General features: G+C 61.1%; 17 protein-coding genes. 7 read left to right on the forward strand and 10 right to left on the reverse strand.

All coding sequences use genetic code 11. From position 1 onward, the window contains the following. Positions 1-8: 8 nt before the first annotated feature. Positions 9-950: a Flp pilus assembly protein CpaB gene (cpaB, locus tag AACY36_RS24435; protein WP_339415786.1), complete on the reverse strand. Its 942-nt coding sequence runs from the start codon at positions 948-950 to the stop codon at positions 9-11. 330 nt (positions 951-1,280) lie between these two features. On the opposite strand from cpaB, the gene AACY36_RS24440 reads away from it, so the two are divergent. Together AACY36_RS24440 and AACY36_RS24445 are read left to right on the forward strand one after the other, a co-directional pair. After that, entirely contained in the window at positions 1,281-1,472 is a 192-nt protein-coding gene (locus tag AACY36_RS24440; RefSeq protein WP_339427218.1) for a Flp family type IVb pilin, read from the forward strand. Positions 1,473-1,530: 58 nt separating this feature from the next. Continuing rightward, positions 1,531-1,932: a response regulator gene (locus tag AACY36_RS24445; RefSeq protein WP_339415788.1), complete on the forward strand. Its 402-nt coding sequence runs from the start codon at positions 1,531-1,533 to the stop codon at positions 1,930-1,932. A 2-nt stretch (positions 1,933-1,934) separates the two neighbouring features. On the opposite strand, the gene AACY36_RS24450 is transcribed toward AACY36_RS24445, so the two are convergent. From AACY36_RS24450 to AACY36_RS24460, 3 genes are all read right to left on the reverse strand, one after another. Next, positions 1,935-2,066, reverse strand: coding sequence for a hypothetical protein (locus tag AACY36_RS24450; protein WP_339415789.1), 132 nt, complete (start codon positions 2,064-2,066; stop codon positions 1,935-1,937). A 376-nt stretch (positions 2,067-2,442) separates the two neighbouring features. After that, the gene (locus AACY36_RS24455) at positions 2,443-3,291 is read right to left on the reverse strand and encodes a MaoC family dehydratase (protein WP_339415790.1); all 849 of its coding nucleotides are present in this window, start codon (positions 3,289-3,291) and stop codon (positions 2,443-2,445) included. A gap of 2 nt (positions 3,292-3,293) precedes the next feature. Beyond that, positions 3,294-4,637 carry a 3-oxoacyl-ACP reductase gene (locus AACY36_RS24460; RefSeq protein ID WP_339427216.1) on the reverse strand — a complete coding sequence of 448 codons (1,344 nt, stop codon included), beginning with the start codon at positions 4,635-4,637 and terminating at the stop codon, positions 3,294-3,296. A 114-nt stretch (positions 4,638-4,751) separates the two neighbouring features. On the opposite strand from AACY36_RS24460, the gene AACY36_RS24465 reads away from it, so the two are divergent. Both AACY36_RS24465 and AACY36_RS24470 read left to right on the forward strand, forming a co-directional pair. Next, positions 4,752-6,029, forward strand: a complete 1,278-nt coding sequence (locus AACY36_RS24465) for an acetyl-CoA C-acetyltransferase (protein WP_339415792.1) — start codon at positions 4,752-4,754, stop codon at positions 6,027-6,029. Between the two features lie 134 nt (positions 6,030-6,163). After that, positions 6,164-7,063, forward strand: a complete 900-nt coding sequence (locus AACY36_RS24470) for a PA4780 family RIO1-like protein kinase (RefSeq protein ID WP_339415794.1) — start codon at positions 6,164-6,166, stop codon at positions 7,061-7,063. 154 nt (positions 7,064-7,217) lie between these two features. Here AACY36_RS24470 and cueR read toward each other — a convergent pair whose 3' ends face one another. The 3 genes from cueR to AACY36_RS24485 form a co-directional block, all read right to left on the reverse strand. Beyond that, complete coding sequence (gene cueR / locus AACY36_RS24475) at positions 7,218-7,622, reverse strand: Cu(I)-responsive transcriptional regulator (RefSeq protein WP_339497667.1); 405 nt, start codon at positions 7,620-7,622, stop codon at positions 7,218-7,220. After that, complete coding sequence (locus AACY36_RS24480; protein WP_339427215.1) at positions 7,619-9,820, reverse strand: heavy metal translocating P-type ATPase; 2,202 nt, start codon at positions 9,818-9,820, stop codon at positions 7,619-7,621. Before AACY36_RS24480 ends, cueR begins: the two co-directional genes overlap by 4 nt. Before the next feature lie 66 nt (positions 9,821-9,886). After that, entirely contained in the window at positions 9,887-10,267 is a 381-nt protein-coding gene (locus AACY36_RS24485) for a hypothetical protein (RefSeq protein ID WP_339415800.1), read from the reverse strand. Positions 10,268-10,414: 147 nt separating this feature from the next. On the opposite strand from AACY36_RS24485, the gene AACY36_RS24490 reads away from it, so the two are divergent. Then, positions 10,415-10,612: a heavy-metal-associated domain-containing protein gene (locus AACY36_RS24490; RefSeq protein WP_339415801.1), complete on the forward strand. Its 198-nt coding sequence runs from the start codon at positions 10,415-10,417 to the stop codon at positions 10,610-10,612. Between the two features lie 85 nt (positions 10,613-10,697). Beyond that, positions 10,698-11,891: a Bcr/CflA family multidrug efflux MFS transporter gene (locus AACY36_RS24495; RefSeq protein ID WP_339415803.1), complete on the forward strand. Its 1,194-nt coding sequence runs from the start codon at positions 10,698-10,700 to the stop codon at positions 11,889-11,891. Between the two features lie 8 nt (positions 11,892-11,899). Here the strand turns inward: AACY36_RS24495 and AACY36_RS24500 are convergent, their stop codons facing one another. The 3 genes from AACY36_RS24500 to AACY36_RS24510 form a co-directional block, all read right to left on the reverse strand. Continuing rightward, a complete protein-coding gene (locus AACY36_RS24500; protein ID WP_339415805.1) occupies positions 11,900-12,082 on the reverse strand; it encodes a hypothetical protein in 183 nt (60 codons plus the stop codon). Between the two features lie 145 nt (positions 12,083-12,227). After that, complete coding sequence (locus tag AACY36_RS24505; RefSeq protein WP_339455664.1) at positions 12,228-13,241, reverse strand: zinc-binding alcohol dehydrogenase family protein; 1,014 nt, start codon at positions 13,239-13,241, stop codon at positions 12,228-12,230. Between the two features lie 25 nt (positions 13,242-13,266). Beyond that, on the reverse strand, positions 13,267-13,560 hold the full coding sequence (locus AACY36_RS24510; protein WP_339415809.1) for a putative quinol monooxygenase: 294 nt from the start codon (positions 13,558-13,560) through the stop codon (positions 13,267-13,269). A gap of 118 nt (positions 13,561-13,678) precedes the next feature. Between AACY36_RS24510 and AACY36_RS24515 the strand changes: the two genes are divergently transcribed. Then, on the forward strand, positions 13,679-14,605 hold the full coding sequence (locus AACY36_RS24515; RefSeq protein WP_339427214.1) for a LysR family transcriptional regulator: 927 nt from the start codon (positions 13,679-13,681) through the stop codon (positions 14,603-14,605). Positions 14,606-14,646 lie beyond the last annotated feature (41 nt).

Genomic DNA, 14,646 nt, shown 5'->3' on the forward strand with positions numbered 1-14,646 from the left:
TTGCTCTATCACGGAGTTTGTGGCGCCGCTTGGGCACCGCGAATCACTTCAATGCCACGGCGCACGCTAGGCTCACCACCGGCCGGCGCGATTCTTTTTGGCGGGCCGGTCAGGGCTAATTGGGTGAATTGGTAAAGGTCGCGGTTGGCGCTTTCGAGTTTTTCCGGCGCGTCGTTTTCGCCGGCCCAGTAGCGGCTGAGCAGTTGCTCCTCGGCGCTGCGTACGGCCAGGCGCAAGGTGCCGGCTTGCGCCGCGAGCATCAGGCGGCTTAATAAAGGCTCCGGCACGGCCAGCACCACGGTGCGTGCGGCGGCGCGGCGTTGGGCGGCTTGGGCGCGCTCTTCGACCGTGGCCGGCGGTGGCACTGCGGGCTGGCCATCGTTGGCCAAACCCAACTGGTCGCCGACACTGAGTAGGCGCATCGCCGGAAGTGCGACCTGGGCCGATTGCTCGGTGTTGCTGGCATCCTGGCGCAGGAACAGCAACACATCTACGTAATCCCCGGGGGTCAACTGGCCGCCCGCGCCGATCACCTCATCCACCGCGACGGCCAGCGCGCGTTCGTTGGGACGAATCATGCGCGCCAGCGGGCCACCGCCGCTGAAGCTGTCCTCGGTGAGCCAGATGCCTGCGCCCAGGGCGCGCAGCGGCATGCGGCCGATGGCCTGGTCGAGCTGGGTGAGGCTGCCGGCGGGCACTGTACGCAGTTTTTCCACCGCCAGGTCGGCGGCGGTCAGCGGAATAAAGGCGGGCACGTCATGCACCAGGACCACTACCGGTTGGCGGGTCTGGTCTTCAGCGGCGGCGGCGGTGTTTTCCACGGAAACGACAGGTGCGGTGGGGACTGCGACAGGATCCGGTGCGCGGCTCAAAACAAGCCCCCAGTACCCGGCGAACAATGCCCCGATCAGCAACAAGCCGGCCAGGACCATGCTGATGCGACTGTTCATGACGGCTCTCCCTTCCCGTTGCACTGCATGCCCGTCTAATCCAAACGAGTTAATCCGCAACCTGGCTGTGATGAACATCTAACGAATTGGCTATTTGAAGGTAGCTCAGCTAGGACAAAAAGCCATTAACCCAGGAAAAATTTATCGGTCCTTTGAACCTTGCCTTTTAAACCCTACGTTCATGGCGCCAACGTTGCGACTAATACTTTGTGATTAATCCGTTCTTACAGTTGTGAGTCTGAGGTTTGTTGACAATGCTTTAGTGGCACGCCGCGATCATCTGGTAATAGAGCCCTTCCGGCTTTCAGTGGCGTTTTAGGGAGAAGTATTATGTTCCTTGACTTGGTGTTGAAACTTTATGTCCAGACGCACTTGTTTTTTCAACGCAAAGACGGCGCGTCGGGTATTGAATACGCGATTATCGTGGCCATGGTTGCACTGGTGATCGTCGGTGCAGGTACAGGACTTGGAACTAAGATCAAGTCCATCTTTGATAGCGTCGCGACTAAAATGACGACTTGATAGCCTGCTGAAAAATGTGGGGAACCCTCATTAAAGTTCTTTCTATCCAGGTACAGCCATGAGCGCCGCCTCTTCTTCCCGCCAACAAATTCTTTTGGTAGATGATGAAGAGGACGCCCTGATCGAACTCGCCGAGTCCCTCGAAAACGAGGGGTTTGTCTGTTTAACCGCCAACTCCGTCACCTTCGCCCTGCAAGAATTGACACTCCATCCCGACATCGCCCTGGTCATCACCGACCTGCGTATGCCCGAGGAAAGTGGCATTTCCTTGATCAAGCGCCTGCGCGAACACACCTCACGTTCTCATCTGCCCGTGATTGTGATGTCGGGCCACGCCGAAATGGATGATGTGAGCGACATGCTGCGGCTGCACGTGCTGGACCTGTTCCGCAAGCCGATCTACCTGGTGCGGCTGATCGACACGTTGAACAACTTGTTTCCCCTTCCCAATGCTCACTAAAGTCAGAGCTGATAGCCGAAGCTTAACGAGTAGCGCGGCCGCCGATCGAAGCTGTCCAGCGCTACGTCGGACATCGGCTTGGCGACTTCCAACGCGATGTTGTAGCACTTGGCGCTGCCAAAGCGCAGCCCCACCGCTGCAGCCGCCGAGTGCCAGTGCTACTGCCAGGGCCAGCGCGGTACTTGCTTTCCAAAACACGATTTGAGTGTTCATGATTGAGTTCCTTGCACCTGTACAACCTTAGTTGTCTTCAAACGCTCGCTATGTCTTGGGGCAGCGATGCGTTTGTCCGTGTGGCTATAACCGCCCAGACGGTGCTCTCTCAGTTATCTACTGGGTATTAACGATTTTTATACCGCAGCAATGTGCCGGTTAAGCGACTAGTGCCAAGGGTTTAGAGGGGGGTGTATCAAGATATATATGTTTTTGAAATCAATCAGTTGAATAAAAAAGCGGACTTGAAAAGCCCGCTAATACTTAAGGTGTGTATATACAATTAATCAGTGTGTTTCAGGTGATCGGTCGCCATTTACCTACCATGTGTTCAATGTCGCCAGCGCCTTTCAACCACCACTCACCGCTGGAACCGGCGGCGCTGGCTAATAACGTCACATCACCGGGCAGGCGCACGGGTTTCTTGAACTCGACGTCTATCTCGATATTGGCGGCGGGCAGGTGTTCGCTGAGGGCGGCGAGGGTGCGCGCCTTGTTCCATAACCCATGAGCGATGGCCTGGGGGAAGCCAAACAGCTTGGCGGTCAGGGCGCTGAGGTGAATCGGGTTGTAGTCGCCGGAGACCCGCGCATAACGGCGGCCGATATCAGCGGGGGCTTTCCAGCGAATCAGTTCGCTGACCTGGGTAGGGGAAGGCTGGGCGTCATCCTCGGTCTCGCCTTCCAGTTTCACGCCTCGGCACAGCATGCGGCTCTCAGCTTCCCAGAGCAGGCCGAGGGAATCCTCCACGCTGGTCACTAATTCAAACGTCGCGCCTTTGGGATGGGGCTTGAGGTTCTGGGTGTGCACGCTGATGGACAGCTCGCTGACGCCGCCGAGAGGACGGTGAATGCGGATGCGATTATTCAGGTGAATCAACCCCAGCAGAGGGAAGGGAAAGTTGCTGTCCGTCAGCAACTGCATCTGCAAACCAAACGCCAGGATATGCGGATAAGTCGCCGGCAGAATCGGGCTGTCGGTAAAGCCACAGACTTTGCGATACGCCGCCACATGGTTAGGGTCGATGCTCACCCGGCAGCGCAACCCCTGTTCGGGCAGGGTGCTACCGGTAATCTTGCGCTTGAGCGCCGCGCGCCAATACAACGGCGGCAGAAACGGCGTAGCGCCTAATGTCTTCCATTGCATGCCTATGCTCCCAGGAGACTTTGCCCACACACCCGCAGCGCTTGCCCGCTGACCGCACCGGAACCCGGTTGGCCAAGCCAGGCCACCGCTTCGGCGACGTCTTGCGGCAAGCCACCCTGGCCCAGCGAACTCATGCGCCGCCCGGCCTCACGCAGCGCGAACGGAATATGCGCCGTCATCTGGGTTTCGATAAAACCGGGGGCCACGGCATTAATGGTGATGCCGCGTTCGTTGAGCAGTGGCGCCCAGGCTTGCGCGAGGCCGATCAACCCGGCCTTGCTCGCGGCATAGTTGGTTTGCCCACGGTTACCGGCGATACCGCTGATCGATGCCAGCAGCACCACGCGGGCGTTGTCGTGCAGGGTGCCGCTGTCGAGCAGAGCCTTGGTCAATACTTGCGGTGCGTTAAGGTTGACTGCCAGCACCGCGTCCCAGTATTCCGGGGTCATATTCGCCAGGGTTTTATCGCGGGTGATACCGGCGTTGTGCACCAGAATGTCGAGGCCATCGGGCAGTTGTTCGATCAATTGGCTGGCGGCGCCTTCGGCGCAGATATCCAGCACCACGGTGCGGGCGCCCAGGCGCGCGGCCAGGGCTTCTAGGTCGGCCTTGGCCTGCGGCACGTCGAGCAGGATGACCTCCGCGCCGTCGCGGGCCAGGGTTTCAGCGATGGACGCGCCAATGCCTCGGGCGCCGCCGGTGACCAGCGCTTTGCGCCCGGCCAGTGGTCGCGTCCAATCCTCAACGGGTGTGGCGCAGGCTTGCAGGCGAATCACCTGGCCGGAGATATACGCACTTTTCGGCGAGAGGAAAAAGCGCAGCGCGCCTTCCAGTTGGTCTTCGGCACCCTCGCCGACGTAGAGCAATTGCAACACGCCGCCATTGCGCAACTCTTTGGCCAACGAGCGGCTGAAACCTTCCAGGGCACGCTGGGCGCTGGCGGCGAACGGGTCGCGGAGGCTCTCCGGCGCGCGGCCGAGGATCACCACGTGGGCGCTGTTATCCAGGTTTTTCAGCAACGGCTGGAAGAACTCGCGCAGTTGCTTGAGGGTGTCGGTGTGCTGCAGATCGCTGGCATCGAACACCACGGCCTTGAGTTTGGGGCCATGGCCGGGAATCCACGTCGAGGTCTCGCTGCCGTAGGTGTAGATAGCGTCGGTGAGTTTGTGCGCAAACGCCTGCACGTTGGTTGCCAGTGCTCCACCGCCCAGCAGCAACGCGCCTTCGACCGGACGCAGGCGCCCGGCTTGCCAGCGTTCCAGGCGTACCGGTGACGGCAGGCCAATGGCGGCGACCAGGCGATGGCCGAGGCTTGAGTTGGCGAAGTCGATATAACGGTCAGACATGGAACGCTCTCCGAAGGCTGGGGTTCAAAGGGTTGACCACCCCGGGGTGGCAGTCGTTCGATTGAGCCTAGGCTAGGCTTGATGATTCCACCCACAACCATCAGGGAGCTTTCCATGACTCAATTGCGCCGTGTAGCGATCATTGGCGGTAACCGCATTCCTTTCGCTCGCTCCAATGGCCCGTATGCCACCGCGAGCAACCAGGCGATGCTGACGGCTGCGCTGGAAGGCCTGATCGAACGCTACAACCTGCACGGCCTGCGCATGGGCGAAGTGGCGGCGGGCGCGGTGCTCAAGCATTCGCGCGACTTCAACCTCACCCGCGAATGTGTGCTGGGCTCGCGCTTGTCGCCGCAGACACCGGCCTATGACATTCAACAGGCCTGCGGCACCGGGCTGGAAGCCGCATTACTGGTGGCCAACAAGATTGCCCTGGGCCAGATCGAATGCGCGATTGCCGGCGGGGTGGACACCACTTCCGACGCGCCCATCGGTGTAAATGAGGGCCTGCGCAAGATTCTGCTGCAAGCCAACCGCAGCAAATCCATGGCGGATAAATTAAAAGTCCTGTTACAACTTCGTCCCCATCACCTCAAGCCCGAACTGCCACGTAATGGCGAGCCGCGCACAGGCCTGTCCATGGGCCAACATTGCGAATTGATGGCGCAGACGTGGCAGATTCCCCGCGCCGAACAGGACCAGTTGGCCCTGGAAAGCCACCAGAAAATGGCGGCCGCCTACGCTGAAGGCTGGCACAACGATCTACTCACACCGTTCCTGGGCCTGACCCGCGACAACAACCTGCGCCCCGACCTGACCCTGGAAAAACTCGCCGCGCTTAAACCCGCCTTCGAACGCAGCGAAAAGGGCACGCTGACTGCCGGCAACTCCACGCCCCTCACGGACGGCGCGTCGCTGGTGCTGCTGGGCAGTGAAGCCTGGGCCCAAGAGCGCGGTTTGCCGATCCTGGCGTATCTGCGCGATGGTGAAGCGGCGGCGGTGGATTTCGTCAACGGCGCCGAAGGCCTGCTGATGGCGCCGGTATATGCCGTGCCGCGGCTGCTGGCGAGGAATGGCCTGACGCTGCAAGACTTCGATTACTACGAGATCCACGAAGCCTTCGCTGCCCAGGTTTTGTGCACACTCAAGGCCTGGGAAGATGCGGACTATTGCAAGACGCGCCTTGGGCTTGACGCGCCGTTGGGGTCCATCGACCGCAGCCGGCTTAATGTAAAAGGCAGTTCCCTGGCCGCCGGACATCCGTTTGCCGCCACAGGTGGGCGTATCGTCGCCAATCTGGCCAAGTTGCTCGACGCAGCAGGTAAGGGGCGTGGCCTGATTTCGATCTGTGCCGCCGGCGGTCAAGGCGTGACGGCGATCATCGAGCGTTGATTGCGCCGCAAATTGGCATATAGGATGCATTCTGAAGGGGTCAGAGGTCGGTAGCCTCTCCCACCGGCGAGCCGATTGCCGTATAACGAGTGCCACACGCGTGTTTGGTAATACAGGACCCACAATAAAAGCTGATGAAGACTCCTAAACGCATTGAACCCCTGATCGAAGACGGTCTGGTCGACGAAGTGCTGCGCCCACTCATGAGTGGTAAAGAAGCAGCTGTTTATGTGGTGCGCTGCGGCAACGAATTGCGTTGCGCCAAGGTTTACAAGGAGGCGAACAAACGAAGTTTTCGTCAAGCGTCCGAATACCAGGAAGGCCGTAAGGTCCGTAACAGCCGCCAGGCCCGGGCCATGGCCAAGGGCTCCAAGTTCGGCAAGAAAGAAACCGAAGATGCCTGGCAGAATGCCGAAGTGGCGGCGTTGTTCCGCTTGGCCGGCGCGGGCGTTCGCGTGCCCAAGCCTTACGACTTCCTGGAAGGCGTGCTGTTGATGGAACTGGTGGCCGACGAGTATGGCGACGCCGCGCCACGTCTCAACGACGTCACGCTGGATCCGGACCAGGCGCGCGAATACCACGCCTTCCTGATCTCGCAGATCGTGCTGATGTTGTGTACCGGCCTGGTGCACGGTGACTTGTCCGAGTTCAACGTACTGCTGACGCCAACCGGCCCGGTGATCATCGACCTGCCCCAGGCGGTGGATGCGGCGGGCAACAACCACGCGTTCAGCATGCTGGAGCGGGACGTGGGCAACATGGCGTCCTACTTCGGTCGCTATGCCCCGGAGTTGAAGACGACCAAGTACGCCAAGGAAATGTGGGCGCTGTACGAAGCCGGCACCTTGCACCCGGCCAGCACCTTGACTGGCGAGTTCGACGAGCCGGAAGAGTTGGCGGACGTGGGCGGCGTGATCCGCGAAATCGAAGCGGCGCGGCTGGATGATGAACGTCGTCAGGCGATTCGCGCGGCGGATGATGAGCCGCAGAGCAAAGTGTCGGACGAGCCACCGCCACCGCCGTGGATGCAGTAGTCAGAGCAACTGCGATCCAATGTGGGGCTTGTGTGGGAGCTGGCTTGCCTGCGATAGCATCAACTCGGTGTGACTGACATACCGAGGTGTCTGCATCGCGGGCAAGCCCGGCTCCCACACAAGCCCACATTCGGTTTGTGTTCCGTCAGATGAATCAGCCGGCGCAGCAACTACCCGACGCCAACTCCTTGAGTATCGGACAATCCGGCCGATGATCGCCCTGGCAGTGCTCCACCAGATCCTGCAACGTATCGCGCAGTTGCCCCAACTCCAGAATTTTCTGGTTCAGCGCTTCGATATGTTGGCGCGCCAGCGCCTTCACGTCGGCGCTGGCGCGTTGCCGGTCCTGCCACAGGGTCAGCAACTTGCCGACCTCCTCCAGTGAAAACCCCAAATCCCGCGAACGCTTGATAAACGACAGGGTGTGCAAGTCATCCTGGCCGTACACACGATAGCCACTGTCGGTGCGGTGGGCGGCTTTGAGCAGGCCGATGGATTCGTAATAGCGAATCATCTTGGCGCTGAGCCCGGTCTGGCGTGCGGCTTGGCCTATGTTCATGGGCGTTGATCCTCCAAGTGCTCCGGTTTCCAAGTCTTCAACAGCAAGGCATTACTCACCACACTGACGCTCGACAGGGCCATCGCCGCGCCGGCCAGTACCGGGTTGAGCAGGCCGAACGCTGCCAGAGGAATGCCAATCAAGTTATACACAAAGGCCCAGAACAGGTTCTGGCGGATTTTTGCGTAGGTCTTGCGGCTGATCTCCAGCGCGGCCGGCACCAGGCGCGGATCGCCGCGCATCAGGGTGATACCGGCCGCGTGCATGGCCACGTCGGTACCACCGCCCATGGCGATGCCGATATCGGCGGCGGCGAGGGCCGGGGCGTCGTTGATGCCGTCGCCGACCATCGCGACGACGTCGGTTTTCTTCAGTTCGGCGACGGCGGCGGCTTTGTAGGCGGGCAGCACTTCGGCATGCACATCATCGATGCCCAGAGCCTCGGCGACCACGCGGGCGCTGCCGCGATTGTCACCGGTGAGCAAATGACTGCTGATGTGCTGGGCCTTGAGTTGCTGCACAGCCTCCAGCGCACCGGGCTTGAGGGTATCGCCAAACGCGAACAGCCCCAGCACACGCGGTTGCGCACCTTGCTCTATCAACCAGGACAAGGTACGCCCCTCGGCTTCCCACGCCTTGGCGGAGTCGGCAAGGTCGCCCATGCGCAAGCCGCTTTCTTCCAGCAGCCGACGATTGCCCAAGGCCAGCGGTTGCCCCTCAAGAGTGCCGGCGATACCGCGCCCGGTCAGGGATTGGCTGGCGCTCACGTCGGGCACGTTCAAGCCTTGTTCATGGCACGCATCCAGCACGGCCTTGGCCAACGGGTGTTCGCTGCCGCGTTGCAACGCGCCGGCTTGTTGCAGCAGCAGCGCTTCATTGCCATCCACTGCCGCCAAGTGGGCGATTTTCGGCGTGCCGGAGGTGAGGGTGCCGGTCTTGTCAAAGACCACGGCGCTGACTTCATGGGCGCGTTCCAGGGCTTCGGCGTCCTTGATCAGGATGCCGTGGCGTGCAGCGACGCCTGTACCGGCCATGATCGCGGTGGGAGTGGCCAGGCCCAGGGCGCACGGGCAGGCGATCACCAGCACCGCTACGGCATTGATGATCGCGGTCTCCAGGGACGCGCCATACAGCCACCAGCCGACCAAGGTGACAGAGGCCAACACCAGCACGGCAGGGACGAACACCTGGCTGACTTTATCCACCAGTTTCTGGATCGGGGCCTTGGCGGCTTGTGCGTCTTCCACCAGGCGGATGATCCGCGCCAGCACGCTTTCGGCGCCGAGCGCCAGCGTGCGCACCAACAGGCGGCCTTCACCGTTGATGGCGCCGCCGGTGACGTTGTCGCCGGGCTGCTTGGGCACCGGCAGGCTTTCGCCGCTGATCAAGGCTTCATCGGCATGGCTTTGACCGTCCACCACTTCGCCATCCACCGGGAAGCGTTCGCCGGGTTTGACCAGCACCAGGTCATTGAGCTTCAACGCGGTGATGGCGACGTCTTCTTCGCGACCGTCGAGCACCCGAATCGCCCGTTCGGGACGCAGGGCTTCCAGGGCGCGGATGGCGCTGGCGGTCTGGCGTTTGGCGCGGCTCTCCAGGTATTTACCCAGCAGCACCAGCGCGATCACCACCGCCGAAGCTTCGAAGTACAGGTGCGGCGTCATGCCTGGGTGAGCCGTGAGCCATTCATAAATGCTCAGGCCGTAACCGGCGCTGGTGCCGATGGCCACCAGCAGGTCCATATTGCCAGCGCCGGCCCGCACGGCTTTCCAGGCAGCGATGTAGAAGCGTGCGCCAAAGATGAATTGCACCGGTGTGGCGAGCGCGAACTGTCCCCAGGCGGGCAGCATCCAGTGCAGGCCGAAAGGTTCCACCAGCATGGGCAGCACCAACGGCAGTGCCAGCAGGATCGCCAGCAGCAACGCCCAACGCTCGCGATGCAGGCGCTGGGCTTGATTGGCTTCGGTGGCCGTTTCGCTTTGGGGCAGGGTGGCGCTGTAGCCGGCCTTGTCGACGGCGGCGATCAGCACGCTGGCGTCCATTTGGCCAAGCACTTCAACATGGGCACGTTCGTTGGCCAGGTTGACGCTGACGCTTTGCACCCCCGGCACTTTGCCCAGCGCGCGCTCGACCCGGCCGGCACAGCTGGCGCAGGTCATGCCGCTGATGGGCAGGTCAAAGGTGGTGGATCCATTCATGGGGCAGTCCTCCAGGAGAAGTTGCCCCTAGGATCAACCTTGACCTGTGGGGAAGGTCAAGCGCCGTTAATATTCCAGGGCGGCAGGCTTGAGGTACATGCCGTCCGCGCCTTGGGCGATACGCAATTTGCGCACGTCACCGGCCTTGAGCGTGATGTTTTGCGCGGGTGGCGCGAGCAGGCCCGGCAGGCACCCTGGGGATTGGCCCGGTAGCAGTTTCAAGCGCAACGACAGGTTGCCCGCCGGCAGGTTGAACGACGTGGCTTGCTCCTGGAACAACCGGCCCGCCAGTTGATCATTCAGGTACAGGCCGATCTCGCAGTTGGTCGGCACTTCCAGGCGCTCCCGGGAAATAATCAGCACCGCATAGTCTTCCGCGGCAAGGGCCTGGGGCGCAGCGGCAGACAAGCTCATCAGGCCGGCAAGGGCAAAAAAAGACCAGCGCATGGCGAATGCTCCGTGGTTTGAATCGAAGAGGGGTGAAGCTTGGCCTTTGAAGCCGCCAAATACCAGCCCGGCAGAAGTTTTCAGAACTTGACCTTGCCATCGTGGCAAGGTCGAGACTGGGCCCAACCTCATCAAAGGAGTCATGTCATGCAAGTATTCAGCGTTGAAGGAATGACCTGCGGCCATTGCGTTCGGGCGGTGACCCAGGCGGTGCATAGCCAGGACCCGGCGGCCAGCGTAAAGGTCGACCTGGCGGCAAAGGAGGTCGGCGTCGAAAGCCGCCTGTGCGCAGAGCAAGTGATCAGCCTGATCACGGAAGAGGGCTACAGCGCCAAGCTTGCCTGACGGGTAAAAATAGTTAGCGAGCTATCGTGTTCAATGCACCCAAGCGCGGCTAGACTATCGGGCTGCCGTCTGACTTGGGTGCCCGATGAACCTTCGCATAATCCTGATTCTGGGTGCCTTGAGCGCCTTCGCGCCGTTGGCGATCGATTTTTACCTGCCGGGTTTCCCGGCGATGGCCCAGGCCTTTGCGACGGATGAAAAACACATCCAGCTGACTCTGGCGGTGTATTTCGCTGGCCTGGCCATCGGCCAATTGATCTATGGCCCACTCGCGGACCGCTTTGGTCGACGCGGCCCGCTGCTCAGTGGTGTCACCCTGTTTACGCTGGCCTCCTTTGCCTGCGCTTTCGCGCCGTCCTTGGAATGGCTGATCGGCGCGCGTTTCGTGCAGGCCCTCGGTGGCTGCGCCGGCATGGTGATTTCCCGCGCGGTGGTCAGCGATAAATGCGATGCGGTGGGCTCGGCCAAAGTGTTTTCTCAATTGATGCTGGTCACCGGCCTGGCGCCGATCCTCGCGCCACTGGCTGGCGGGCTGATGGTGGGATTGTGGGGCTGGCAGTCGATTTTCCTGGCGCTGTCGATCTTCAGCGTGATGGCGGCAATCGCTGTGGCGATCGGGCTGCCGGAAACCTTTCCGGCCCATCAGCCGCGCCAGCCGTTGTCCGGGTCGTTACGTCGCTACGGTTCGCTGTTGTCCGATCGGGTTTACCTGGGTTACGCGCTCACCGGCGGTATTTCGATTGCCGGGATGTTTGCCTACATTGCCGGTTCACCGTTCGTGTTTATCCAACTCTACGGCGTGCCTGCCGAGCATTACGGCTGGCTGTTTGGCTCCAATGCCGCAGGCTTTATCCTGGTGGCACAGGTGAATGCGCGGTTGCTGGCCAAACGTGGCCCGTCCTACCTGCTGTCGCGCAGTGTGTGGGTCTACCTGTTGGCGGCGCTGACGCTGCTCGGCATCGCGGCCTTACGCACCGATGCGCTGTGGCCATTGCTGGTGCCGCTGTTTATCTGCATCGCGAGCCTGGGCTGCATTTTGCCCAATACCTCGGCGTGCGCCATGAGCGGGCAGGGTGCACGCGCCGGTAGCGCGTCGGCGCTGCTCGGTTGCATTCAGTTTGGCGTGGCGGCGGGCGCTGCCTCATTAGTGGGTGTGCTGCACGACGGCACGGCGATGCCGATGGCCATCGTCATCAGCGTGTGCGGTGTATTGGCGGTAACGATTGCGATGTCGACCCAGCGCCTGCAACGGGCGAGGGCCGAGCAGGCGCAGGGCTGAAGCGCGGATCAGCCAGCGGCGGAGCGTTGCTGGCCGTTCGGAAAGCGGTGGGGGGCTTGGATACGGGTTTGCAGGGTGTCGGCAAACGCACGGGCTTCGGCCTCGGTGCGGAAGGTGAACGCGTCGCCGTCGAGACGAACCTGCCATTTATTGCCTGCGGATTTTGCTAACGCTTTTATCAGGATCTTCATTGCTGACTTCCTCACGTAAAAGAATCGTGGCAAAGGCGGCCAATATAAACCCGAATACGTTCACAAATATGACAAAGATCAACTCTCAGACTAGCGGTGTCGTCCATTACTCACAGGAGTAACGGACAACACTGACAGACGTTTTTCAGAACCCTTCCAGTACGATCTTTCCCTTGGCCTTGCCGCTTTCCAGCAGCGCATGGGCACGCCGCAGGTTTGCCGCATTAATCACACCAAAGTGTTCACCCACTGTGGTTTTCAGGGTGCCTGCATCAATCAGTTCGGCCACGCGATTGAGCAGGTTGTGCTGTTCGATCATGTCCGGGGTTTCGAACATCGAGCGCGTGTACATGAACTCCCAATGCAGTGACAGGCTCTTGCGCTTGAGCTTACTGACGTCCAGTGCCTTGGGATCGTCGATCAGCGCCAGCTTGCCCTGGGGTTGCAGGGCTTCGACCAACTGGTCCAGGTGATGGTCAGTCTGGGTCAGGCTGGCGACGTGGGTCACTTGCGGGTGGCCAGCTGCTTTCAGCGCTTCGCTCAACGGTTGGCTGTGATCGATCACCAGGTCGGCGCCGAGGGCCTTGGCCCATTCCTGGGTTTCCGGGCGCGAAGCGGTGCCGATCACTTTCAAGGCGGTGAGCCGGCTGGCCAATTGGGTCAGGATCGATCCTACGCCACCAGCGGCGCCAACGATCAGCAGGCTCTGGCCTTCATCCTGTTTGCCTTCACGCACTTGCAGGCGTTCGAACAGCAGTTCCCAGGCGGTGATGGCGGTCAGTGGCAGGGCGGCAGCTTCGGCAAAACCCAGGCTTTTCGGCATGTGCCCGACGATGCGTTCGTCCACGGTGTGCAATTCGCTGTTGCCGCCGGGACGCACCAGAGAACCGGCGTAGAACACGTTGTCACCGACGTTGAACAGCGTCACGTCACTGCCGACAGCCTTGACCACCCCGGCCACGTCCCAGCCCAACACCTTGGCGGTGCCGTTTTCCGGGGCGACGTTCTGGCGCACTTTGGTGTCCACCGGGTTGACCGAGACGGCTTTGACGTCCACCAGCAGGTCACGCGGGCCGGCGACGGGCGCTGGCAACTCGATGTCTTGCAGAGCGTTCGGATCGTTGATCGGCAGCGAGGCGTAGTAGGCAATGGCTTTCATGATGGCTCCAGGAAAAGGGCGATGATCAGGCAAGAAACTTCAGGCGCTTGAGGTCGAAGTGTTCGATCACATCAGCGGCCTTGGCGCGAAAGTTCTGGATGTGCGCGCTCTGGTCGTGGTCGGCCAGCGCTGCGTCGTCGCTCCAGCGTTCGAGCATGTAGAAGGTTTCGGGATGCTGCAGGTCCTGGTGCAGGTCGTACTGCTCACAACCAGCCTCAAGGCGGGTGGGTTCCAGCAGGCCGCGCAGCAAGGTTTCCAGGGTGGCCTGCTGGCCGGGTTTGGCGATCAGCGTGGCGATGACGTTAAAGGCAGTGGACATATTCAACTCCAGACACGTAATGAACGGGATGCACGGATGATTGGCTATTTCCCCAGGAGATAAAAGCCGCTAAAACAAAGGTCTGTTTCAACCAAATTTTGATAATGAGCGGAAATGCATGCTGCGTTTTGATGATTTGCAGTTATTTGTGCGTGCGGCGGACTTGGGTAGCCTGTCCGCTGCAGCACGGGTGATGGACCTGTCGCCTGCGGTGGCCAGTGCCGCGCTCAAGCGCATCGAACAGCAACTGGGCACGCGTTTGCTGGCGCGCTCTACCCGCAGCCTGCGCCTGACGGCTGAAGGCGAGGGTTTCCTGGAATATGCTCGCGCCGCGTTGAGCTCGCTGGATGAAGGGCGACGCTTATTGGCCAGCGGCCAAGACCATGTCAGTGGCGTGCTGCAGCTGTCGGCGCCCTCCGATTTCGGGCGTAACCAATTGCTGCCGTGGTTGGATGAATTCCAGCATGAGCACCCGCAACTGAGCGTGCGCCTGTTGTTGGGTGACCGAATTGCCGACTTGTTCCGCCAACCGGTGGACATCGCCCTACGCTACGGTGAGCCCGAGGATTCCAGCCTTGTCGCGCTCCCCGTCGCGCCGGACAACGTTCGCGTGCTCTGCGCGTCCCCTCGCTATCTTGCGCGTTATGGTGAACCTCGGCATCTGGAGCAATTGGCCCAGCACAATTGCCTGCTGTACATGCTTGGCAGCCGGGTCCACGACCACTGGACCTTTCACGACGGTAAGCGCGACGTCAGCCTGACCGTCTCCGGCGACCGTTTCAGTGACGATGCCGACGTAGTCCGCCGCTGGGCGGTGGCGGGTGTGGGCATTGCCTACAAGTCCTGGCTGGACGTGAGTACTGACGTGCTGGACGGGCGCCTGCGCTTGATCCTGCCTGAGCTGCGCGGTGAGCGTACACCACTCAATCTGCTGTGCTCGCATCGCGCGCAGCTGAGCAAACCCATCAACTTGTTGCGGGAAATGCTCGTGTTCCGTTGTGCGATGTTGACTGCCCAATTGCCGGAGCCCTTGAGCGCGACGTAACGGCCTCCATCAAAGCAGGAAATTTCACTCAGATACTGTCC

It is taken from the genome of Pseudomonas sp. EA_15y_Pfl1_P101 (genome assembly GCF_963970835.1).
Taxonomy (GTDB): Bacteria; Pseudomonadota; Gammaproteobacteria; order Pseudomonadales; family Pseudomonadaceae; genus Aquipseudomonas; species Aquipseudomonas tritici.